A 23,170-nucleotide genomic window follows, 5' to 3' on the forward strand; every position below is an offset into this window, starting at 1 on the left:
CGCTGCATATCATCCGCAGCGCTGTCATTTTATTTAGGCTTTTTTCTGTAAAGCTGGTCTTGTCACTTGCACTTCATAGTACGTAATCTTGTTTTTTAATAGCCCTTCAGGTCTTGCTTTTCCATGAGCGTGAGCATCACCAAACGCTTGGGATTTTGTCCAGTTCACAAAGTCTTCTTTTCGATTCCAGCGGGTATGAATGGTCACTTCATCGTAATCAGTTGTCTGCTGTGTGACCCACACTTCCATGCCTAAAAACCCTTCCATGAATTCTACTTGTCCCTGCTTGTTAAACCGCTTGACGAGGTGGTCTGCACTGCCCTTTTCTACTCTTACTTGGTTGTTTACAATGATCATGTTATTTTCATCTCCCTTTTGTTGTTTGATCGAAGCAATTGGAATAATAAGCGGATGCTCACCGTCCAAGTGAACCTCTGCCTGAATCCCAAAAACATCCTTGAAAAAGTCTTCTGTTAACACTTCTTTTGGTAAGCCTATTTGATGCACCTGACCACGCTTCATGGCAATGAGGCGGTCACAATATTTTGCTGCCTGCTGCAGGTCATGAAGAACCATTAAAATGGTGATCCCATGCTTCTGATTCAGCTGTTTGAGCAGCTCCAGTAATTCAAGCTGATGGGCAATATCTAAATACGTTGTGGGCTCATCCAGAATGATGGTATCGGTCTTCTGAGCGAGCGCCATCGCAATGTACGCCTTTTGCCTTTCTCCGCCTGACAATGTATGCAGCATCCTGTTTTCATTGCTGCGGCTATTCGTCACCTCAAGCGCCCACTCAACCGCTTCATGATCTGACTTCGAACTCTTTTTCCAAATTGAACGATGCGGACTGCGTCCAAGTGCGACCAGCTCACGTACTGTCATAGATGGGATGGCTGTTCTTGTCTGCATGAGAACGGCGATCTCCTTTGCGATCTCCTGCGCCGTCATCTCCTTTTGCGGTATGTCATGAATGTAAATCATGCCGCTTTCAATTGACGTGAGACGTGCGGCCGCTTTGATAAAAGTCGACTTCCCTGACCCATTTGGTCCAATGATTCCAGTCACGCTTCCCTTTGGAACAGCTGCTGAAATGGAAGACAGCCGAAAGCCCCCTTGACGGAGACTCACATCATCCATTGCAATGACATCCAACTTAACCCCTCCCTTTCTTTTTTAATAAATAGAGGAAGAAAGGTGCACCGATGCAGGCTAGTAATATACCTACAGGCAATTCAACCGGTGTAAACCAGACCCGTGCCGCTGTATCGGCAAAGACCACAAGTACGCCTCCGCCCAGCATCGACATCGGCAGCAAATACCGGTAGTCATCTCCAATCAAAAGGCGGATAAAATGAGGAACGACCAGCCCGACAAACCCAATTAAACCGCTCACGCTTACAGCCGCTCCAGCTAAAAGTGCCGCCAGCGCAATTAAGAAAAAGCGGGTCCGCTCTACTTTAAGGCCCAAGAGCTGAGCCGACTCATCACCAAGCAAGAGAAGATTTGACGGCTTGATCGCAAAAAAGCAAAGACACAATCCAGCGAGCGCATATGGCGACACAAAGCTAAGATGATGCCAGCTCCGACCGTTTAATCCTCCTGATAAAAAGGGCAGAACGGCCTGCACACGTTCACTATAGAGCACCATAAACCCGTTCATCACTGCACCAAGCAGGGCATTGACTGCGACGCCCGCCAATATCAATTTAAGCGGTGAAACCCCTTGGTCAAATGACAGCATATACACAACAAGTGCGGCTAATAAAGCGCCAAGAAAGGCAGCGGCTGGAAGCAAATACGTGAATTGCGGCAAAACAATCATGCTGAGTACAGCAGCTAACCCGCCGCCAGCAGTCACACCAATGATGCCAGGGTCAGCCAGAGGATTTCGAACGACTCCTTGTAAAATGGCCCCTGATGCCGCAAGACAAGCACCGACGATGAAACCAATGAGGACACGTGGCAGACGTAAATCCATCACGATTTTTTCATGAACAGGCTGGCCTGATCCCATCAAAACAGCGATTACATCCGTCATCGACAATTGCACAGAACCTAATGCAAGCCCTAGACATGCACCTACACATAAAGAGAGAAACAGTCCCGGTAACAGCCACTTGCGTCTAGACTGCCTTTTTTTAAAATCTAGCTCTGGATTCATTTTCATGATGATAATCGCTTCAATTTCTTCTCTAATTCATCAATCGCTCTGATCACTTCTGCGCCTGGATTCGTCCCAAATAGATCGTTTGGCAGAATCTCAACGTGTCCATTTTTGACAGCTGTCACATCATGCCACGCCGCATTCTGCTTCATCTCACTCATAAAGCCTGCTTTGACGTCTTCGGGGTTGCTATGTGTCATGAGCAAAATGAGATCCGGGTCAGCTTCGATCACCTTTTCTGCATTGATTTGTGCGTATTGCGGGAATTTTTCGAGCGCCGGTTCATTCTCGGCAATGTTCACACCACCAGCGATATGCAGCAGATCACCGCTTAAAGATTGTGGAAGTGCCGCCATATATGTGCCGGGTGCACCGTATACAACGAGTGTTTTTACTTTTTTCTGTGGCTGCTTCACTTGCTTTATCCGCTGATTGATTTGATCATTGAGTGCTTGGGCCTTTTGCTGCTTCCCGAGCAAATCTCCGAATAACGTAATCTGACGCTGGATATCCTTCACCGAATTGGCACTTGTCAAAAGAAGCTGTGAACCAATTCCTTCTATAGTCGAGATGTCCTTTTTATTTAATGATTCATTCCCAAGCACCACATCGGGCGTTAAACTAGTGATCAGCTCTACATCAAATTGATGTGTTGTGCCGATCGTTTGTACGGATTTTGCCTTTTGTAGACTCTCTGGCAATTCGGCAGTAGGCCGGCCGACGACCTCACCACCTAAGGCATAAATGATGCTCATATCGCCAGTCGACAATGAGACAATACGTTGAGGTGACTCATGAAACGACAACGTCCTTCCGGAAAAATCCTTTATCTTCAGTGCTCCTTGCCCGCTCCCTTTTTCGACGGGTGCTGCCTGACTGCACCCGCCAAGGAGAAGCATCAGGACGAGTCCTGCCAAGATCACATGTAAACATTTCAACCGTCTGTCTCTCCTTTTCTAGTAAACTTTCTTTAGCTTCGCTTGTACCACGAGACGTCTGTTTTTAGGTGCCAGTACATGATCACAGGTTGATAGGGTGAGGATCAAGTCATCCGTGGACACGTCTGTCTTTGTTTTGTAAATAGACTTCTTACGCACCGCTTTTAAGTAGTGCGCATATTCGCCAAGATCCTGAAAATCAGTCTGAATATAATCGAAGTCGACCGTTGTTTCATACACAGCAAAAATCTCTGCTTCATAGCTTTGATACAGCGTATCGTACTGAAATGTCCGGTGCTCTTGGAAAAAATCTTTTTTTAAATAGTTTGTGAGTCCAGCGAACATGGATCCATCCCGCATCCGGTGGCCATACACCACTGTATTTGGGCTTTCATGCAAGACGTCATTCCGATAATCCATAAAGATACTGCCTGCCCGGGTGTTGTCCTTTACATAATTGCGAGTTAAGTAGAATGCATTATCGCGAGATTGTACAATTGGATACTGAATCATCGTGTCCTTCATATTGATCCAGCCGACAATGTCTTGATTCACCTTTCGCAGGTCATCAAATGACTGACGGATTTCTCCTGGTTTCCGCTGTTTATTCATTTCATTCTCTTGTGTGTACAGCGTCTGAGCCTTTGCAAGTACCTGACGATTTTGGTAATAACCGAAGATCTCGAAACCGATGGCTGTACCGCTATAAATGAATACACCTAAACAGACGATCGTCAGCATCCGCTGACCGAGCCGCTTTCCTCGTTTCATACTGTTTCACCTGCTTTTTGCACAACTTATATCCCAACAGGTACGATGTACATCCCTGTTTCTGCGTCCTGTCTAATTGTGACGGACACGTGATAAATGTGACGCACCATCTCTTCTGTTAACACATCGTTTGGCTTTCCTTCACTGATGATCTGTCCATCCTTCATCGCAATGATGACGTCGCTGTAGCGAACAGCCTGATTCATGTCATGCAGCACCATGACAATCGTTAATCCATGCACGACATTGAGCTCTCGAATGAGTTCAAGAATGTCAAATTGATAGTAAATATCCAAATAGGTCGTCGGTTCATCTAAGAATAGGATCGGTGTTTTTTGCGCCAGAGCCATCGCAATCCATACACGCTGCCGCTCTCCGCCTGACAATGAGGCGAGCGGCACCTTTCGCTTTTCCGTCAGCTTTGTACAGGCCAGCGCCCACTCAATGGCTTTCTCATCCTTTTCCTTGTCACCGCCGCGCATCGTCTGATAAGGCGTTCTCCCGAAGGCCACAACCCGTTCGATGGTTAAATCAAGCGGCGCTTCATTTTGCTGATGAACAACAGCCAGCTTTCTCGCCAGCTCCTTTGGCTTGAACGCATTCAGCTCTTGACCGTCTAAGTAAATCTGCCCTTTATTTGGGCAATGATTATGTGCCATCAAGGAAAGAAGCGTGGACTTTCCCGAGCCATTTGGACCAATAATGGTTGTGATTTTCCCCTTTTCAATCCGTGTTGTAACCGATTGAACGATGTTTCTCTGCTGGTCATAGGAGAATGACACCTCACGAATGTCCATGAAGACGATCCCCCTTTCTTAATAAAAAGATCAGAAACGGCCCGCCAATCACAGCCATGATCGTAGAAGCAGGGATTTCATTTGGCGCTACAAGCGTTCTGCCGAGCGTATCAGCCGTCAAAATGAGCAATGCCCCGCTTAATGCAGAAAATGGAATCAGCACCCGATGATCCGAGCCGACAAGCCTTCTTGAAATGTGCGGAATGAGCAGCCCGACAAAGGCAATCACGCCCGCTACTGCAGCTGTCACCGCTGCTAGTAACACCGCCGTCACTGAAATCAAAAGGCGCATTCTGGTCACACGCAATCCTAAATTTTTCGCTGTCTTATCCTGAAGGGCGAGCAGGTTACACCATCTGCTAAAGAAAAGTGAAGCGACAAGACCGGCGACACCATAGACGCCGATTAAACGGACATCTCCCCATGTTTTCATCGTGAGATTCGACTGTCCTGACTGATTAATGGTGATATTAAAATAGCTGCAAATGGTGACAAATGCCTCTGCCATCCCAGTAAACATGGCATTGATGGCGATCCCAACCAAAATCATACGGATCGGGCTTAAACCGCCCTTCCAAGACAGGACGTATACGAGGAAACATGCAATGGCCCCGCCTAAAACCGAAAATAAAGGAGAGTAGAAATAAAATTGAGGAAGCGCTGTAATCGCCATTAAAGAAAAGAAGCTGGCTCCTGATGAAATGCCAATGACGCCGGCATCCGCTAACGGATTTCTCATAACCGACTGCAGCAGGACACCGGAGACAGATAAAGCCGCCCCTGTAAACATTGCAATGAGCATGCGGGGGATTCTCAAATCTTTAATGATTTCTACCTGTGCATGTTGACCGGTGATGAGCCCTTCCAATAATTCAATCGGAGTGACATGAATGCTCCCAGTAATGGCGGAATAAATAAATACGCCGACCAATAAGAAACTGACTATCAGAAACAAAAACCCTGTTTTTTTCATCTTGAACGTCCTTTTGTCATTAAGATTCGCCGCTTATGACGGATACAACATACGGGTCAATTCCTCTAATGCCTCTGCTGCTTTTAAATTCCCTGTTGTCCCGAATAAGCTTTCTTCTAGGTCGTACACTCGACCTTGCTGGACTGCGTTAAAATGCTTCCATATATCATTTGTTTTGAATTCTTGATCAAACATACGGACGACTTCATCTGGCATCCCATGGGCGGCCCGGAGAATGATATCTGGATTGGCTTTTTGTAAATACTCTGTATTGGATGCCAAATACTCCATCTTCTCACCTTTGACGATGTTCTCTCCTCCTGCGATACGCACAAGATCACCGATATATGAATTCTCTGTTGCCACTAAATAACTGCCTGGTACACCAAGCAAAATGAGAACGGACGGTTTACTCTTTCCCTTCGTCCTCTCCTGTATGTCTTTCTTTTTTTGCTCAAAGTCAGACACAATGCGTTTGGCTTGTTTCTGTCTGTCATACTTTTCTCCAAGCTTTGTGATGGCTTTCTCCATGTTGTCCAGACTTTCAAGATTTAAGTATGTGGCAGGGACACCTGCTTGTTGAAAAGGTGTCTCTAAATCGTATTGAAGGGTCGTGACAGACAAGACATCTGTCGGTTGAAGTGATTGGATGATTTCCATGTCCGGGCTCATTGGGTTGCCGACTTCTGGCAGTCCTTTGTAACGAGCTGGCAAGGATTTTTGACTTGTTGGAACCCCGGCAAGATCGACCTCTAGGGCATCCATGATCTCTGCAGCAGCTACAGTCGTTGCCACAATGCGTGCACTTGATTCTGCACTTTTTTTGCCTTTTGCTGAGCTTTCAGCTGACTGTGAACAGCCTGACAAGATCATGTACATGCTGAGAGCAGCGATCAAGGTCCATAGCATTCGATGCTTCAAAAAACAGAAGCCTCCTTTCGAAAAAAGAGCGTGGATGCGCCAAGATGAATGGCGCATCTCACTGAAAATAGATCATTTTATCTTGTACGAGTTTGATACTTTCTCACGAGCACGAATAACGAGCCGCCGAATAAAAGAAGATACACCCAGAGAAGAGAGGTATCTCCTGTTTTCGGGTTCAGCTGTCCAGTCTCAGACTTGGTTTGGTCATCTGATGGAGTAAATGTCATTTGCTCTGCACCCGTTTCCTCTGGTGCCAAATTCACAAGCTGGTTTGTTTGAGAATCGTGATCATTTGGATTTTTAACAAAGCCGATACCCTCATCGTCTCCAATCACCGTCGCAATCCCGCTTCCTTCACCAAGTGCGATTCCTTTTGTGTCATAGACAAGCTTGACATCATATTGCTCATGGTAATTCGCAGCTGGAATATCGATCTTCACACGTGCCATCTGATCACTGCTTAAACTTTTTGTTTCATATTGAATCACTCGTGTATCTGCTTTTTGGTCTGTCTTTGCCACAAGTGTCTCTGCATATTTCCCGCCAGTCCCTATTTGGAAGGACGTGATGGCTGAGCTGTTCTTCACTGTATATGAAACGAAATAGCGGTCATTTTTCACCACCAATGTCGCAGGGCTCACGACGTAATCGTTCATTCGAGACAGCTCATCCTTGTCCGCTTTCTTTATTGAAAAAGGAAGCTTGTATACACCATCTTTTAGCTGCGCAGTCTCTTGATTGGCTCCGCCGTTAGTGGTTTCTGCGGCTGGTGTATTTGGTGTTGGTGTTTCAGAAGAAGCTGGTGTCTCCTCTTCTACCTCACCGTCCTTCAGTGGAGCGATACTATTTGAATCAAATTGAAAACGAATATCGTACGTTTGGTCATAGTGAGCGGCGGCTACCACAATGTGTACTTTTCCTTTCACCGCTTTTGTCAGATCAGCTACATCAAATGAGACCACTCTTGTGTTCTTCGCTTGATCTGTGCTGACAGTCTTCACTTCTTGATATGAACCGTTCTTCTCTGTTTTCAAAGAAGCAACAGACGTATGGTCCTTCACCGTAAAGGAAATGGTTTGCTTTCCATTTTTGACGGTTAAAGATGCAGGGTGTGAGAAGTATTGGTTCATCCGAGATGCCTCATCCTCATCTCCTTTGAGCACACTATAATTGATACGATACACACCATCTTTTAATTGATTTTGTGCAGAATCATCAGGTGTTGTCGATTGATCGTCAGGCGTTGTACCGTTTTGATCATCCGGCGTTGTTTCGCTATCATCTGGTGTTGTGCCGCTGTCGTCCGGTGTTGTTTCGCTATCATCTGGTGTTGTGCCGTTTTGATCATCTGGCGTGTTGCCGCTGTCGTCTGGTTTCGCAGGCGTGACAAGTGTGAGACTGCTTGGATCGAAAACAAGCTGTACGTCATACGCTTCGTCATAAATAAAACCGCCTAAATCCCAGTAAATTTTGACCCAGCCATTTAATTTCGCTGATAAATCGGCTACATCAAACTTGATCACACGTGTATTGGCTGTTTCATCCTCACTCACCGTTTCAGTAGTGACGAGAGTGCCATTTTGTTCGACCTTAAAATCTGTGATTTCTTTGCTTTGTTTTAGTGTGACATAGGCTGTCGTTTTGCCGTTTTCCACAATCAACTTAGCTGGCTTTTCTGTATAGGTATCCATCATGGACGCTTCACTGCTGCCATTTTTTAAAATAGTGAATCCGGCTGTATATTCACCATCAGCCAGCGATGCCGCTTGAGCCGTTCCTTGAGGCAGCTGAAACGCAGTCAACAAACTGAATAAGACGAGCAGAATGGCTGCGTTTAGATGAAAAAGACGTTTCAAAAGGTGACACTTCCTTCCGTCAATGCTTGATGATCCACTTTCTCGCTAAAAACCCGCCTGAGCATAGGACGAGCACAAGGAGCCATCCTATCTGGCTTGTATCACCAGTTTGAGGATTTTCTTCTTGTTTCGTATCAGTGGATGCATCAGATTTTTTTGTTGTTTCTTGTGATGATGCATGCTTGTTTTTTGCACCAGCTGTTTCGTTCGAGCTGTTCGACGAAAGTGACTTGATGCTGCTTTCATCGAATTTCAGCTGGATGGTATAGTCGTGATCGTAATCAGCAGATTTCACTGTGACATGAATTTTTGACTTGATTGGTTTAGACAAGCTCTGCGCTTGGAATTGAACGAGCCTTGTGTTGGCTTTTTTATTCGTTGATAGAACCGTCGTGTCGACATAGCCGCCATTTCCCGGCACTTTAAATTCCGTTACCCAGCTGCTATTTTTAATGGTCATTTGCACAGTCAGTTTCCCATTTTTCACGATCACTTTTGCTGGCTTCAGCCAATAATCATTTGCCATAGAGACCGCATTTCCTTCGGCCTTCAGCACAGTATAATTGACGGAGTATGTACCATCATTTAACGAGGCAGCCTGTGCGTTTGAAAAGGGCAGTATAAGTGCCAGTAAACATGCAGCCATCAGGGCAGGCATTCTTATCCATTTTTTCATCAAACGAATTTCCTCCCTTTTTATTGAACAGTTGCTGCATCAAACTTGATGCGAATGTCGTAATTGCCTGTGTATCCAATGACCGGTACAGTCACACTCACTTTTGCTGGTACAACGTCTGTCAGGCTGGTTACATTGAATTCTACCGTTCTCTTATTAGCAGCTGTGTTTGTACTGATCACCGTTGCATCTTTGTATACACCTTGATCAAGTGTTTTAAAACTTGTAATCCAAGAGCTGTTCGTTAACGTGACTTGTGCTTTGATTTTCCCATCTTTCACGACAAGCTTGGCTGGTTTTTCAAAATACGAATTTGCTGTTGAAGTCGAATCACTATCTGCTTTCCATACCACATATTGTGCTGAATATTGACCATCTGCTAAGCCTGCTGCTGAAGCAGAGCTAACCGGAGCTAGAGCAAACAATAGAACAAAGCTAAAGAATAATAAGATATGTGATGTTGAACGAAGTCCTTTCATCATGAACCCTCCTAAATGATATTGATAATTATTCTCAATAGACAATAAAAAAAATAACCTTTATACGAGTGTAAGATCACTCGTAAATGATTATGATAATCATTATCAATTGAGTTGGAAAAATAAATCTTTGCTTCTAAAAAGTCAAAGATGTTTGTTTCTAGATGATGAATTGATACTTGTTTTAGGCAATCTGTCCCATTCATGATACCATGGCATAACCTCCATTCCATTACAGGGAAAAGAACCCTCTTCTCCTTGATATTATATGATGGATGAATTTATTGTCAATATCCTTTTTCATACTATTGTCTTAGATTTCTGGAAAATCCAAAAAAAATTTCGATCAGACAGACTGATCGAAATCAATTAGGAAGGGACATGTTCCCCTTCTTTGCTGTAATTTCGCTCTAAAGACCAAGCATACATTTCCCGAATAATCGGTTCAATTTTCTTTCCTTGTTCTGTTAACTCATATTCGATTCGCACTGGGATGTCGGGATATACTTTTTTCTCAACGAGTCCTTCAGCTTCTAAATCCTTCAGCCTTTCCGATAATAATCTTCCGCTGATGTTCATTTCATTTTCAAGCTGACAAAAACGTTTCGGCCCTGTCAAAAGCTGATTGATGATGAGAATGACCCACTTCTTCCCTAGAATCTCCATGGCATCTGTAATTGGGCAGCCATCTACTTGAGCCATACCTTACTCCCTCCTGCTTTTCTCTACTTTTTTTCATTATAACACAATTAATTACTTGAAATAAGCTACTAACTATTATATAGTTTAGTTACTAAAAGTAACAAGATATTCATTTTTATAGATTGTCTAAAACATTTGAACATGCTGATGCATATATCATGAAGGAGATGACCGAGCTTTGAATAAAATCGAGCAGCTAAGATTGGGTGTAACGGAATTGCACGTATCCAGCTTTGAGCGTTCTTTACCTTTTTATACAGACATTTTAGGCTTTACTCTATTAGAAAAGACAGAATCGACCGCCACTCTTGGCAGCAATGCAAAGGAACCGATCCTTTTACTGAAAGAAGATCCACAGCTGAAGGAGAAGCCTGATCATGAGCCGGGTCTTTATCATTTTGCCGTTTTATTACCTGCCAGAAAAAACCTGGGCACATGGCTGGCGCATGTGATCAAAAAAGGCTATCCTTTAATTGGAGCAAGCGATCACTTTTTCAGCGAAGCCGTATATTTAAGTGATCCAGACGGCATTGGCGTCGAGATTTATGCTGATCGCCCCGAAGACATTTGGGTCGGTGAGCATGGAGAGCTAAAAGGTGGCGGGAATGCTCCGCTTGATGGAGATGGTCTCCTGCAAGAAGCCGCTGATTCCACATGGGAAGGACTTCCGGCTGGAACAGTCATGGGACATTTGCATTTCCATCTCAACCCAGAAGAAGCTGATTCCTTTTATGTCAATACGCTCGGTTTTCATATCCGCATGGCTCCCCCAGCAAGTTTATTTATCGCTGCTGGCGTGTACCATCATCACCTTGCCTTTAATGCATGGGGACGCGGGAGAAAAGGAGCCATTGATCCACGCTTTTCAGGAATTAGAAGCTATACTCTGGTTTTTCCAAAAGAAGAAGATCGAACATCTGTCGTCGAACGTCTGACTAAAGCTGGCGTTTCCATTAAAACGACGGCAAAAAGCAACGAATTTATTGATCCATTTGGCGTTCTCGTTCGTTTACAGATTGAAGAAACTGACAAAAAAGAAGGTGCAGAATATGGACAAACACACAGAGCATAAAACAGCCATTTTAAAAGATAAAATCAAACGAGTACAGCAAGAAGACGGGTATATATATATCACTGGACCCATTAAACTGCCAGTGAATTTAGACGGTAGAACAGTGATGTTCAACTGGTATTCATGGTTAAAGGACGATGGAAAAGAGCCCTTATCAGATGAAGCTTTAATCGAAAGCCTTTCCTCCCGGGAGCTTGCAGATCACCAGCAATCAAGCGTCCTTGTTTACGGAGACTTCGAGCAGGCCGATGAAGCACTTATCCGCATGCATTCCATTTGCCATACTGGCGATATTTTCGGAAGCAAACGCTGCGATTGCGGGTTTCAATTGAAACAGTCCATGCGGATGATTGAAGATAATGGAGCAGGCGCCCTGTTTTATTTAGCCAATCATGAAGGCCGCGGGATTGGCCTTTTCAGTAAAGCCATGGCCTACATTCTTCAAGAGAACGGCTACGATACAGTAGAAGCAAATGAAGCACTTGGCTTTGAGGATGACACACGTCAATATGAAGAAGCGATTGCTGTTCTTCAAACATTGCGTACAAAGCCAGTCAGACTCATTACCAATAATCCGAAAAAGACAGATGCCATCAGCCATGCAGGCCTTTCTCTTTCTGGACGAATTCCGCTTTGGGGTGATGTCTCTGAGTTCAATGAAAAATACTTACAGACAAAAATTAACCGCTCAGGCCATATGAAGGCGGATCAAGAGGTGCGTACGATTGCCACATCATGAGCGATATATGAAGCTAGCCCTTGAAAATGCACGGGCTATGAAAGGTCAGACTTCTCCAAACCCGCTCGTCGGGGCTGTCATTGTGCGAGAGAATGAAATTGTTGGTGTTGGTGCCCACATGAAGGCTGGTGAACCACATGCTGAAATTCATGCACTCAACATGGCTGGAGAAAAGGCAAAAGGCGCCACGATCTATGTGACCCTAGAGCCTTGTTCCCACCATGGCCGCACAGGCCCATGCGCTGAAGCACTTGTGAAAGCTGGCGTAGAAAAGGTGGTTGTCGCAGCACTTGATCCGAATCCGCTTGTGGCCGGCCGCGGAATTGCCATTTTACAAGATGCAGGTATCCAAGTGATCACGGGCGTACTTGAACAGGAATCCATTCTCATGAATGAAGTGTTTAACCACTTTATTACGAAAAAAACGCCTTTCGTAACGCTCAAAGCGGGCATCACGTTAGACGGAAAAATTGCATCTGCTACGTCTGACAGCAAGTGGATTACATCAGAGACATCCCGTTATGACGCGCATCACATTCGCAGTATCAACGATGCGATCTTAGTCGGTGCGCAAACCGTCATACATGATGACCCTTCATTAACTGCGCGGATTCCAAATGGGCATCATCCAATTCGAATTGTCTTAGACTCTAAACTGTCTACACCGCTGACGGCAAAGGTCGTCACCGATCAGATGGCACCTACGTGGATATTTACAACAAAGCAAGCCGATAAGGAAAAACGAGCCGCTTTAGAAGCAGCAGGGGTCAACGTCATTATGACAGATGGAGGCACGCGAGTCCCTTTGCAAGAGGTGCTTCAAGTGCTTGGAGAAAGACAGGTCTCTTCCCTTATGATCGAGGGAGGCGGTCAAGTCAACGCCTCATTTTTAGAGCAGCAGCTTGTAGATAAATTGGTCATCTATATGGCACCTAAACTCATTGGCGGACGACTCTCTCCTTCCTTTTTCGGAGGCGAAGGCATACGCCTCATGAGTGATGCCATTGAATTGGATCACCTCTCTATTGAACAAATGGGGAAAGATATCAAAATAACGGGCTATCCCGTTTATCAATAATCATAAGGCTGTCGAGAAAATTTCGACAGCCTTATGATTTCTTTTTGAGATGCACCCTAAAAAATGTTTTCTACACCATTCTCTCTAAAAACTCAATTCGATTTCCAAATGGATCATCTACATAGAAACGGATTGCTCCGTCTAAGGGCTGATCTTCTTTTATCAGAATGTGATGTTTCATTAATGTCTCTTTTAAATTTGATAGACTCTTTACTTGAAAAGCTGGATGAGCTTTTTTCGCAGCATGAAATGGCTCTTCAATACCAATATGAAGCTGCTGATTGCCGCACTGAAACCAAACTCCACCACGTTTAGCTAGATGAATAGGCTTAGGTATTTCACTCATTCCTAACATGTCTCCAAAAAACAAACGTGCTTTCTCTTCACTCCCCTTTGGGGCAGCTAATTGGACATGATCGATCCCAAAGAAATTTGACACCATCGTTCTCCTTTCCTGTTCCTTTCATTTCTCAAACATGATGTTTTACTATCACGTTTGAGAAAAAGCCTAGGGTGATGTACTCAAGCCATATGATGTTGTCCATTCCCCATCAACACCATAAAATTTGTCGTAAAATGTTTCATGTGAAACATCTGTGACCTGATATCAATCTCCTTCTACCAGCCTGCCAAAGCTTTCGGGTGAAAGTCCCGGTGAAATGCGAAGGCGGTGTAAGGACATCATGCCTTGTTCCTTTTTGGCATGTCCTGGCTCAGTGGTCACAGCCATCTCATATCCTGCTTCCTTCGCCAGCTTCAGCGTGTCTTCGTTATAGCGTCCGACCGGATAGCTAACCATGATCGTTTGCTGAGAAAACCGCTGATCAAAGAAGGCTTTCGATCCTTTTAATTCTTCTTCCTGCTGCTTCTGTGATAAACGATTGAGCTCTAAATGATGAATGGTATGACTCTCAATTGATATACCGTGCGCCATCATGTCATCCATTTGAGCATCTGTTAAGTGATGCAGGCGGCCAATGGATTGCTCAATCATGAAAATAGTTGCTTTCATTCCATATTGTTTTAAAATCGGAAATGCCTTTATGTAGTTGTCCGTATATCCATCATCAAATGTGATGAGAACACACTTTTCACTTGGTGTCGAATTTGTCATGAGGACCTGATAGGCATCTTCCGGCGACAGCGTGACATAGTCGTTGTCTTTCAGCCATTTCATATGAGCCGCAAACTCGCTCATTGGCACACGTAACGAGTTGCCGCTGGAGATGCTGTGATACATCAAGATCGGAAGCGCAACTGGTTCCTTTTGCTGAATCCAGTTTTGTTTGTCTATCTCTGCCACTTCTATTTGATGTGTCTGTTTTGTTTCTTTTGCTTGTACTTGACCCTTTTCCTCTTTTCCTGCTTGCTGGTTTCCTTCTGTTTGCTGCTTCGTTCCCATACAGCCCGAAATCAGCAGCAAGACAAAAGCAACCGACATCCACATACATGTTTTTTTCATTCACCAATCCTGCTTTCTCTCTATCTACCGAATGATTATAACAGAAATTGGTTAATAGCTGACAGCTATTTTGACAGGGTGTTCATTTTTTTACACATTTCGATCATTTCAATGGCAAGCAGATGGATGGTCTCTGTTGTGAGCATTTGATCTTCTGCATGTATGAGCAGTAAAGAAAAGGGAAGCTGTTCACCCGCCGCCTCTTTTTGAATAAGCGACAAGTGCAGGTGATGAATGCTTCGAAACGCTTCCTCCCCTTTTTCAATCAACTGCTGCGCTGCTTCAAAGTCATCCGCTCTTGCTAGACGAATAGCTTCTACATAATGGCTCCTCGCCTCACCTGCATGGGCAATGATTTGAAAGGCTGCTCCCTGCATTTCCTCTAATACCGTCATCTGCTTCTCCTCCGATTACTCAAGATTCATTTGCTAGTTTCAATGCATGCTCTAGAATTTTGTCTCCGTTCGCTGTTCCGTATAATCTTACATTTACAACATCGACAGGGATGTGATAGGGTGCCGCCGTTTTTTCTGCTGCCTTTCTCATAAAGCTGACTTGCGGTCCTAGCAAAATGACTTTTACATCGTCTCCATGCTCTTCTAATTCATCCGCAATGGCCCCTTCAGGTATGGCATAAATATGATAATCCAGCCCTTTTGCTTCTGCGGCTGCTTTCATTTTAGACACAACGATTGATGTTGACATTCCTGCTGCGCAAGCGAGAATGATTCGTTTCATACTCCATCACTCCTATTGATAAATGAAATCTGGTTCAACCTTGAGTTCTCTTGTTTTGATTAATGTTTTGTACCAATATGCTGATGCTTTCAGCTGACGATTCCGTTCATTTTCCAGCTGGATTTCAACTAATCCGTAGCGATTTTTGAATGCATTCATCGGTGAGACATTATCCGTAAAAGCCCATAGCATATATCCCTTGCAGTTTGAGCCTTCTTTTTTCACTTGAAGGGCCCTTTTCAAATGCTGGCTGATAAATGAAATGCGGTATTGGTCATCAATGATGCCTTCTTCGTTTTTAAACCGCTCTTCCTGCTCTACCCCCATACCGTTTTCAGCTACAAACCACTCAATATTCCCGTATTCTTCTTTGATTCTCATGCCCATATCATAGACGATATCCGGATAGATTTCCCAACCTCTAAATGGATTCATTTTTCTACCTGGAAGTTCAAACATATCGTAATAATAGGATGGATGAAACGGTGTTCCTTCGTTCCAAGCCTTGCTCGGCGCCTTGACACGATGCGGATAGTACAAATTGAGACCTACCACATCTACTGTATGATCTTTGATGATCTGAAGGTCTTCCTCTGCTGCATCGAAAAGAATGTCATGCTTTTTCAATACATCAAGCAGTTCCTCAGGATACTCGCCTTTGATGGAGGGATCTAAGAACACGCGATTAAAAAACAAATCATACATACGGGCCGCCTCTTGATCATGTGGAGCCGTAGATCTTGCATACGTCACTTCTGGATTAAGAATGACCCCGATTTTTGCACCCGCAGATTCCTTCAATCCCATTTCCCGAAACAGCTTCACTACTTTTGCTGTCGCCAGAGCTTTATGATAGTTCCACTGCATCCACTTCTTCGTATTCTGTTCAAAGGGATAACGGATTGCATCTAAATAAACACGTGTCTGAACAACAATAGGTTCATTAAAGGTAAACCAATGTTTGACCCGGTCTCCATAGCGCTCAAACACCTTCTCTGCATAGAGAACAAACAGCTCCACAACGTGCTTAGATGACCAGCCGCCGTACTTTTCAAGTAAAACAGCAGGAAGTTCATAATGCTCTAGGCAAAACATCGGCTCTACACCTGCAGCAATCAGTTCATGAATCAAATCATCTATATAACGAGCATAGGTCTCATCCACAATCCCATTCTCGTAATCTATGAGAAACCTTGACCAATTGATGGACGTTCTGTAATGAGTTAAGCCAATCTCCTTCATGAGGGCTACATCTTCGGGATACCGCTCGTAAAAATTCGTCGCTCCTGCCGGCCCATACCCGTTGTGCCACACGTGATACCCTTCCTTATACCAGAGATCTATATACGAATCCTGATGCGGCTGCTTTCCTTTCCAGCCTTCCGTCTGCCAAGCAGAAGCCGCAGCACCTAGGATAAAATCATTCGGTATATTCATTTTGTTCATGTGCCACCTCACCCTTCTTCGTTTGAATTTGAAGTCCTTCCCAAATCCCTTGTACATACATAGCCCCAAGTGCTCGGTCGTATAAGCCATAGCCAGGTCTGCCTGTCTCACCAAAGATCATTCGCCCATGATCTGGCCGGACATAGCCAGTAAATCCTTCCTCAAACAACGCCTTCACAATCGCTCCCATATCAAGACTGCCTGCTGACGATAGATGAGCCGACTCTTCAAAATCACCGTTCTCATACAATTTGACATTACGTAAATGAGCAAAGTGTATTCGCCCTTTTTTCGCATACTTTCTTGCAAGTGAAGGAACATCGTTTTTCACATCACAGCCGAGGGAACCAGAACAAAAGGTGAGGCCGTGCTGCGAGCGGTCATCAATCTGAAGAATACGATCTATATGTCGTTCACAACTGACAATACGAGGCAGGCCGAATATATCCCAGGGGGGGTCATCTGGATGCAGTGCCATATTGATGTTCTCTTCCGCTGCAACCGGAAGGATATTTCCCAGAAAATAAACCAGGTTCTCAAATAACCCTTCAGCTCCCAAATCCCTGTATGCAGCCATCAATTGTCTCATTTCTGCCTGCGAATAAGACGGATCCCATCCCGGTAAGGAAAGTTGATCTTTCTCTATATCCATATGTTCAAGCTGATGCTGAAAATAGACAAGGGTTGTCGATTGATCAGCTAGTTGAAAATCGAGCTGTGTTCGTGTCCAATCAAGGACAGGCATAAAGTTATAACAAATGACCTTCACACCATGTTTGGCTAATCGGCGGATATTTTCTTGATAATGCTTAATATAGATATCCCGACTAGGTTTCCCTAGCTTGATATCTTCATGGACTGGAAGACTTTCTACGACATCAAAAGTAAGATCATGACTTTCAATTTGCGCTTTTAATTGAACAATACTTTCCTCTGGCCACAGATCACCAGCCGGCACATCATAGACGGCACTGACAATGCCTTTCATGCCTGGAATTTGACGAATATATGAGAGTGAAACAGGATCTTCCTCCCCATACCACCTAAATTGCATGTTCATTCATGAACCCTCCTTCTATTCTGAATCAGGTGCAGCCTCTGGCTTCCGGTTGGACAAAAGGACAAACGGCAAATAAATGAAGACTGCGACGACAATACAGATCAGCTGTGTGATAACAGCCCCCATGCTGCCAGCAGTAGATAGCCAAGCATTCACAATCGGGGGTGTCGTCCACGGCACCATCACGACTGCTTTGCCAGCAAAGCCTGTAGCCGTTGCGATATAACCAATCGTACCTGTCACAAGCGGTGTGATGATAAACGGAATCGCCATCACAGGATTCAGCATGACGGGTAATCCAAAAATAACTGGCTCATTGATGTTGAACAATCCAGGTCCTGATGAGAGCTTGGCAATGCTTCGCATCTCTTCCCTTCTCCCAGCGATAAAAATCGCAATCAAAAGCCCAATGGTCACACCCGAACCACCAATACTCATATACACATCCCAAAATGGCATGGTGATAATATTCGGAATCTCTTTTCCCTCTTGAAATGCCGTCATATTCACTGCAATCGACCCTAATAACAGCGGCTCCCGAATCGGCTTAATCATTTGGTTGCCATGAATACCGATCACCCAGAAAAATTGAGCCACAAACATCAACGTTAAAATGCCTGGCAGCCCCTGCACAACACTTTCAAGCGGACGCTGCACCACGTTATACACTGCTTCATGCAAATAAATGCCTGTCAAACGGTGAAACGCAAATCCGAATGAACTAATGATTGTGATTGTAATAATTGATGGGAAAAGTGAAGAAAAAGACGTCGCCACATTAGATGGAACAGAATCTGGCATCTTGATTTGAAGCCATTTCACTTCGGTCAGCTTACAAAAGAGTTCAACAGATACGATGGCAATGATCATGCCTAAAAATAAACTTTTTGGATCGGAGAATTGTCTCGCCAGGACATCTACCACCTCGCGCATTGATCCATCGACCTCTAGAAGAAGAGTCGTCGGTATAACAGATATGAAGGATATCAATGCCATCAAGCCCGGGAACAAAGATTTGTGTCCATTGATTTTTCCAAGCTCGATTCCGATAAGGAACACAGCCCCAATCGTTAAAAAGTTCAGCGTGGCATAATTGATTGCCTTCATAATTGGCTGAAGCTCTGCTAAAAATCTGAATATCTCAAAATGAGCAAGCCCTGTTTCCGGACTCATGATCATATTCGCCACTAGTACAGCAAAAGCCCCCGTAATGATGATTGGCATCAGCGTGACAAATGCTTGTTTAATCGCCATAATATATTTCTGATTGGTAATGCGGTAAGCGACATGTCCCATGACGTCTGCCGCTTTCTCTTTGAAGCTCATGATCCGTCTCCCCCTTTACAAAAACTCGTAATCATCCTCCTTTTTGATGTTATTTTAAAAGCGCTTTCATTAACATCTAATCTTTTTCCTCACAGATGCGGAAATGGGTGTCCATTTTTTTCATCTGGCTGTTCCAACACGTGAAACGCTGCGGTCAACTCCTCAAATGAAGCAGCTTTGATGATTTGCTCGACCACTTCCTTCTGCTCTGTCAGCCGCACAAGAAATTGATAAAGAGACTGCAATTCTTTTTGATACGTCTTTTGAATACTTAACAAGCAGACGACCTGTACTCGCTCTTCGCCCCACAGCACCGGCTTTCTCAACGTACAGATCGCACAAAACGTATCATCTGTTGCCGGTTTAATTGGATGGGGGATCGCGATCAAATGACCGAATGACGTAGGTGACACTTGCTCTCTTTCCAGCAATAGCTGTTCGAACTCATCCGGTATGCGATTTTGTTCCTGCAATACTTTCACGAAGAATTGAAGAACCTCTTCCCTTGTTTGTAGATCTTGCTGAAAAAAAGTCATCTTCGGACTGACATATTGCAAGACCCCCATATTCTGCGCCCCCTGTACAAACCGTTTCAATCTCAAAATATCCTCTTCACTGAGAATGGTATGTACATCAATCACTGGCGCGGGCAGTGTGTTCCGAAGCGGAATGGTACTAATGATAAAATCTATACTTCTCAGGTCATACGACAGAAGGTCACCAACACTTGCAGTTCCAGCAATCTCGAGCCTTCCGCTAAAGGTGGCCTTCAGCTTATGAAGAAGAAGCTGACTGCTGGCGACACCCGTTGCACACACAATCAGGCATTTTTTTCTTACATGTTGGGTGTTTGTCCGCTCTATTGCAGCACCAATATGGAGTGCCAAATATCCAATTTCATCCTCATGAATCTCTACATTCTCTTTTTCCTTCAGCCATCTGCCCATATATATGCCTGCCTCAAACGCAATCGGATAATGCCTTTTAATGTCTGATAAATAGGGATTTCGAATGTTCATGTCATACTTGAATCGATGAATAGCTGATCTCAGATGAAGGCTTAGTCCTACGATCAGCTCCTTATCTGTCTGAATATCCAGTGACATGTGCTTTTCGACATAAGCAAGTAATTGGTGGGTTAAACGAAAATGATCTTCATCAAGCATGTGAAATAGTGTGTGGCCCGTTTCTCCATATGCCACCATTTTTGCCCCCATTAAATGAATCGCAATATACGCCATTTCAGATGCTGGAAATTCTATACCAAGCACGTGACGCATATCTTCTGCCATTTGTCTCGCCACTTGAAAAACAGGCTGTGTTTGAATGTCTTTTAGTTCGGCCTCTGGCATCATGACCAGCTTTTTCTCTTCGATTCGTTTGCACGCGATGGCGATATGTGTCACTAAGTTACTTAAACCGATCTCCGACACATGAAGACCGCTTGCCTTTGTCCGTGAACGCACCATATCCTGAATCAATTGATACGTTTCTTCGGGTAAAAGCGCAGGATTTGGATGCTCCTGCTGAAATACATGCTCTGCGAGACAGTACCTTAATTTCATTTCATCTCCAGTCAGCCTTAGTCCATATTTAGGCCGATGTGAAACAGAAAGTCCATGTAAAGAAAATAAGTGCCTCACTGCTTTCAGATCATTTTTCACGGTAGATTCACTCACAAATAATTCCTCAGCCAATTCGTCTAATTTGATATAGTCTTCAGACAATAAAAGCCTTCTCAGTAAATAAAAGATGCGGTCCTCTGGCTGATTTGGAATGACCTGATTCTTTTTTTCATTTCTTTCTCTCATCGACTTTTTCAAAAATGTAAGAAATGCTCCATAATCCTCGACAGTCAATGTATATCCTGCTCCGCGTTTTACATGAAGTGTTGCCCCATGTTCTTCCAATATTGATTTAAGCGCTTTCAAATCAGTTCGAACTGTTCGTGATGTGACGCCTACCAGGCGGGCAATTTCTTCACCTGTCAGCTCCTGCTCCGCCTGCATTAATCGCCTCAGCAGCTCCTCCTGACGTAGAGATAACATAGACTCCCCTCCCTTAGTCAATTACTTTTGCCTATCATCATAAACGAAAATAGAACTCTTTGCCCAGTTTTTCTTTCGACTCGGGAACTTCGTTATAGCTCAAACGTATGAATATGAAACAAGAGGAGGGATACATCATGTTTGTGATCATAATCATATTGGCTTCTTTAGGTTTCATCGTTGCCCATATCCTTACACCGAAGGATAAGCGCACATCTTCTAAACATTCTGCACATCACAGTTCAACAACAAGTCACTATACTGATTCGTATACACATCACGCTTCTGATGCCTCCTGCGGGAGTGATGCAGGCGGAAGCGGCGGATGTGACTAAAACAAAAAAACAGCCGCTGTTCAGACGGCTGTTTCGTTTATTTGATTAAAGAGCTTTCCAGCCCCGTTCAATTAAATGTTTGACATCCTTTGCAAAATCCTCGCCCTTTTCCATCACATCTTGGGCTCTCCCGGCAAAATTACTAGCGACAGCGAGCTCCATTTTTTTCAACTCAAAGTGCATAATTTTTTGGTCAATCTCCGTCATATAGGTTTCATACTCATGGTTCACAATGTCGTGTATCGCACGATAGGCTTCTTTCCGATGGCGGTGAAAATCTGTTCCCCTCTCACCTTTCCATGACAAATCTAGAGCAGGCTTCTTGATTTCCTTCATGTCAGACTGCGCAAGATCTTGTTCTGTTCGAATATTACTTTTGGCTGTCTTTAACCGAGAGATCATTTCGTCAAATTCTGCACGCTTGTTTTCAATTCCCATATGCAGATGGTGCAGCATCTCGGATAAACTCATGTCATCCACCTCTATTGGACCTCATAAGAAAGCACGGCGCCAGAGTCTTGGAAACCGAGCAGATCACCTGCTTTTTCCAATCCTGACATTTCTATCGTTCGCTTTCATTAAGTATAGTATAAGGTGAAAAGCCTTAGGCTTAAATAGGGAAAAGGTGTCCTTTTACCATGAGGTTTGAAAAAAAACGGAATAATACAAGGTCATAAATCCTGAATTATATATGAGTCTTTGAGACTATATTTCAATTAATATTCAACTATGCTGTCAATAAAACGATTGTGACACATTATTTTGCAGCAATCGCTTCGTCCTGTTCTTTTAATGTTTTCACATTAGAGCGTGTATCCTGAACATTTTTGATCAAGGCTTCTTTAAAGCTTGAAACCATTTCGCCCACCTCTGCTTCACGTGCCGTCCACTTGGTCACAAATTCAAGGCTGTTTTCACCAGCTTTATCTGCTGCTTTTTTCATTGTTAAAGCTTCAACTGCTTGGGAGACTTCATCTAGTTTATCCATGACTGTTTGGTAGTTTAACTTAATTTGTCCCATTGTGATATCCTCCAGATTTGTTCAGCGTGAGGGCAGCTTTACAAGCTGCTCCATGCTTTTGAGATCAAACGTTTTGCGTCTTCTACTGCGTCTTCTCCTTTTTCAGCCAGACGTGCGGCGTCTCCAGCTAAAGAGCTGGCAAAAGATAAGGCAGACTGCTCAGCTTCTAATGTACTGATTTTGAATTCAATGCGGCTCACATAGCGTGGGTATTTGTCATTCACGATCGTTTGCAGCGCATCGTGTGCTTCATTCCGCTTTGATTTAAAATCTTGGCTCCGCTCACCTTTCCAAGAGGCCCCAAGCTTTGGCTGCTTGATTTGCTTTAGGTCTGTTTCTGCCGCATTTTGTTCACGTTCAATCTTACTTTTCGCTTTTTTAAGTCGATCGATTTTCTCTTCGATCTCTGCCTTTTTATTTGAAATGCCACCGTTAAGGGCAGACAGCATATCCGATAAGCTCATATGGGTTCCTCCTCCTGTCAAAAAATAAAAACGCTGCTTAGAGTCCCTCTAAACGAGCGTAATGGCGAATCGTACTTTTTCCAATATTGTTATTATAA

Annotated in this window: 26 protein-coding genes; 4 read left to right on the forward strand and 22 right to left on the reverse strand. The window is 44.1% G+C overall.

Going from position 1 to position 23,170, the window contains the following annotated elements; translation table 11 throughout:
• Window positions 1-33: 33 nt before the first annotated feature.
• From isdG to BA1_RS02785, 11 genes are all read right to left on the reverse strand, one after another.
• On the reverse strand, window positions 34-1,155 hold the full coding sequence (isdG, locus tag BA1_RS19635; RefSeq protein ID WP_008355488.1) for a heme oxygenase: 1,122 nt from the start codon (window positions 1,153-1,155) through the stop codon (window positions 34-36).
• Window position 1,156: 1 nt separating this feature from the next.
• Complete coding sequence (locus BA1_RS02740; RefSeq protein ID WP_008355489.1) at window positions 1,157-2,170, reverse strand: FecCD family ABC transporter permease; 1,014 nt, start codon at window positions 2,168-2,170, stop codon at window positions 1,157-1,159.
• Window positions 2,167-3,105, reverse strand: a complete 939-nt coding sequence (locus BA1_RS02745) for an ABC transporter substrate-binding protein (protein ID WP_008355492.1) — start codon at window positions 3,103-3,105, stop codon at window positions 2,167-2,169. The genes BA1_RS02740 and BA1_RS02745 overlap by 4 nt, the downstream gene beginning before the upstream one ends.
• 18 nt (window positions 3,106-3,123) lie before the next feature.
• Window positions 3,124-3,876 carry a class B sortase gene (srtB, locus tag BA1_RS02750; protein ID WP_008355495.1) on the reverse strand — a complete coding sequence of 251 codons (753 nt, stop codon included), beginning with the start codon at window positions 3,874-3,876 and terminating at the stop codon, window positions 3,124-3,126.
• A gap of 26 nt (window positions 3,877-3,902) precedes the next feature.
• Window positions 3,903-4,673: an ABC transporter ATP-binding protein gene (locus BA1_RS02755; RefSeq protein ID WP_008355496.1), complete on the reverse strand. Its 771-nt coding sequence runs from the start codon at window positions 4,671-4,673 to the stop codon at window positions 3,903-3,905.
• The gene (locus tag BA1_RS02760) at window positions 4,660-5,646 is read right to left on the reverse strand and encodes a FecCD family ABC transporter permease (protein WP_008355498.1); all 987 of its coding nucleotides are present in this window, start codon (window positions 5,644-5,646) and stop codon (window positions 4,660-4,662) included. Before BA1_RS02760 ends, BA1_RS02755 begins: the two co-directional genes overlap by 14 nt.
• A gap of 33 nt (window positions 5,647-5,679) precedes the next feature.
• Window positions 5,680-6,567: a heme ABC transporter substrate-binding protein IsdE gene (isdE, locus tag BA1_RS02765; protein WP_008355500.1), complete on the reverse strand. Its 888-nt coding sequence runs from the start codon at window positions 6,565-6,567 to the stop codon at window positions 5,680-5,682.
• A gap of 77 nt (window positions 6,568-6,644) precedes the next feature.
• Window positions 6,645-8,426 (reverse strand): NEAT domain-containing protein, encoded by a 1,782-nt coding sequence (locus BA1_RS02770; RefSeq protein ID WP_008355502.1) that lies wholly within the window; start codon window positions 8,424-8,426, stop codon window positions 6,645-6,647.
• A gap of 19 nt (window positions 8,427-8,445) precedes the next feature.
• Complete coding sequence (isdC, locus tag BA1_RS02775; protein ID WP_034738274.1) at window positions 8,446-9,102, reverse strand: heme uptake protein IsdC; 657 nt, start codon at window positions 9,100-9,102, stop codon at window positions 8,446-8,448.
• A gap of 20 nt (window positions 9,103-9,122) precedes the next feature.
• On the reverse strand, window positions 9,123-9,581 hold the full coding sequence (locus tag BA1_RS02780) for an NEAT domain-containing protein (RefSeq protein ID WP_008355506.1): 459 nt from the start codon (window positions 9,579-9,581) through the stop codon (window positions 9,123-9,125).
• Between the two features lie 369 nt (window positions 9,582-9,950).
• Window positions 9,951-10,283, reverse strand: a complete 333-nt coding sequence (locus BA1_RS02785; protein WP_008355508.1) for a winged helix-turn-helix transcriptional regulator — start codon at window positions 10,281-10,283, stop codon at window positions 9,951-9,953.
• Window positions 10,284-10,461: 178 nt separating this feature from the next.
• Between BA1_RS02785 and BA1_RS02790 the strand changes: the two genes are divergently transcribed.
• Genes BA1_RS02790 through ribD form a run of 3 tightly spaced genes read left to right on the forward strand, consistent with a single transcriptional unit; the run spans window position 10,462 to window position 13,172 of the window.
• The gene (locus BA1_RS02790; RefSeq protein ID WP_008355510.1) at window positions 10,462-11,355 is read left to right on the forward strand and encodes a VOC family protein; all 894 of its coding nucleotides are present in this window, start codon (window positions 10,462-10,464) and stop codon (window positions 11,353-11,355) included.
• Window positions 11,333-12,094 carry a GTP cyclohydrolase II gene (locus BA1_RS02795; protein WP_008355512.1) on the forward strand — a complete coding sequence of 254 codons (762 nt, stop codon included), beginning with the start codon at window positions 11,333-11,335 and terminating at the stop codon, window positions 12,092-12,094. The genes BA1_RS02790 and BA1_RS02795 overlap by 23 nt, the downstream gene beginning before the upstream one ends.
• A complete protein-coding gene (gene ribD, locus BA1_RS02800; RefSeq protein WP_008355513.1) occupies window positions 12,081-13,172 on the forward strand; it encodes a bifunctional diaminohydroxyphosphoribosylaminopyrimidine deaminase/5-amino-6-(5-phosphoribosylamino)uracil reductase RibD in 1,092 nt (363 codons plus the stop codon). The genes BA1_RS02795 and ribD overlap by 14 nt, the downstream gene beginning before the upstream one ends.
• Before the next feature lie 70 nt (window positions 13,173-13,242).
• Here ribD and BA1_RS02805 read toward each other — a convergent pair whose 3' ends face one another.
• The 8 genes from BA1_RS02805 to BA1_RS02840 form a co-directional block, all read right to left on the reverse strand.
• Window positions 13,243-13,611 carry a VOC family protein gene (locus tag BA1_RS02805; RefSeq protein ID WP_082194718.1) on the reverse strand — a complete coding sequence of 123 codons (369 nt, stop codon included), beginning with the start codon at window positions 13,609-13,611 and terminating at the stop codon, window positions 13,243-13,245.
• Window positions 13,612-13,779: 168 nt separating this feature from the next.
• A complete protein-coding gene (locus tag BA1_RS02810; protein WP_008355517.1) occupies window positions 13,780-14,634 on the reverse strand; it encodes a polysaccharide deacetylase family protein in 855 nt (284 codons plus the stop codon).
• Window positions 14,635-14,699: 65 nt separating this feature from the next.
• Window positions 14,700-15,029, reverse strand: coding sequence for a PTS sugar transporter subunit IIA (locus BA1_RS02815; RefSeq protein WP_008355519.1), 330 nt, complete (start codon window positions 15,027-15,029; stop codon window positions 14,700-14,702).
• Between the two features lie 19 nt (window positions 15,030-15,048).
• The gene (locus tag BA1_RS02820) at window positions 15,049-15,372 is read right to left on the reverse strand and encodes a PTS sugar transporter subunit IIB (RefSeq protein ID WP_008355521.1); all 324 of its coding nucleotides are present in this window, start codon (window positions 15,370-15,372) and stop codon (window positions 15,049-15,051) included.
• A gap of 12 nt (window positions 15,373-15,384) precedes the next feature.
• Window positions 15,385-16,818 (reverse strand): glycoside hydrolase family 1 protein, encoded by a 1,434-nt coding sequence (locus tag BA1_RS02825; RefSeq protein ID WP_034738262.1) that lies wholly within the window; start codon window positions 16,816-16,818, stop codon window positions 15,385-15,387.
• Window positions 16,793-17,878, reverse strand: a complete 1,086-nt coding sequence (locus BA1_RS02830) for a mannonate dehydratase (RefSeq protein WP_008355526.1) — start codon at window positions 17,876-17,878, stop codon at window positions 16,793-16,795. The genes BA1_RS02825 and BA1_RS02830 overlap by 26 nt, the downstream gene beginning before the upstream one ends.
• Window positions 17,879-17,893: 15 nt before the next feature.
• Window positions 17,894-19,204, reverse strand: coding sequence for a PTS sugar transporter subunit IIC (locus BA1_RS02835; RefSeq protein ID WP_008355527.1), 1,311 nt, complete (start codon window positions 19,202-19,204; stop codon window positions 17,894-17,896).
• Between the two features lie 89 nt (window positions 19,205-19,293).
• On the reverse strand, window positions 19,294-21,252 hold the full coding sequence (locus BA1_RS02840; RefSeq protein ID WP_008355530.1) for a BglG family transcription antiterminator: 1,959 nt from the start codon (window positions 21,250-21,252) through the stop codon (window positions 19,294-19,296).
• Window positions 21,253-21,389: 137 nt separating this feature from the next.
• Here BA1_RS02840 and BA1_RS02845 point away from each other — a divergent pair, with 137 nt between their 5' ends.
• Window positions 21,390-21,587 carry a hypothetical protein gene (locus BA1_RS02845; protein ID WP_008355532.1) on the forward strand — a complete coding sequence of 66 codons (198 nt, stop codon included), beginning with the start codon at window positions 21,390-21,392 and terminating at the stop codon, window positions 21,585-21,587.
• Window positions 21,588-21,632: 45 nt separating this feature from the next.
• On the opposite strand, the gene BA1_RS02850 is transcribed toward BA1_RS02845, so the two are convergent.
• The 3 genes from BA1_RS02850 to BA1_RS02860 form a co-directional block, all read right to left on the reverse strand.
• Complete coding sequence (locus tag BA1_RS02850) at window positions 21,633-22,058, reverse strand: YwqH-like family protein (RefSeq protein WP_008355534.1); 426 nt, start codon at window positions 22,056-22,058, stop codon at window positions 21,633-21,635.
• A gap of 286 nt (window positions 22,059-22,344) precedes the next feature.
• Complete coding sequence (locus BA1_RS02855) at window positions 22,345-22,608, reverse strand: YwqI/YxiC family protein (RefSeq protein WP_008355536.1); 264 nt, start codon at window positions 22,606-22,608, stop codon at window positions 22,345-22,347.
• A gap of 38 nt (window positions 22,609-22,646) precedes the next feature.
• Window positions 22,647-23,072 carry a YwqH-like family protein gene (locus BA1_RS02860; RefSeq protein ID WP_008355538.1) on the reverse strand — a complete coding sequence of 142 codons (426 nt, stop codon included), beginning with the start codon at window positions 23,070-23,072 and terminating at the stop codon, window positions 22,647-22,649.
• Window positions 23,073-23,170 lie beyond the last annotated feature (98 nt).

Source organism: Bacillus xiamenensis (genome assembly GCF_000300535.1).
In the GTDB taxonomy this organism is placed as follows: Bacteria; Bacillota; Bacilli; order Bacillales; family Bacillaceae; genus Bacillus; species Bacillus xiamenensis.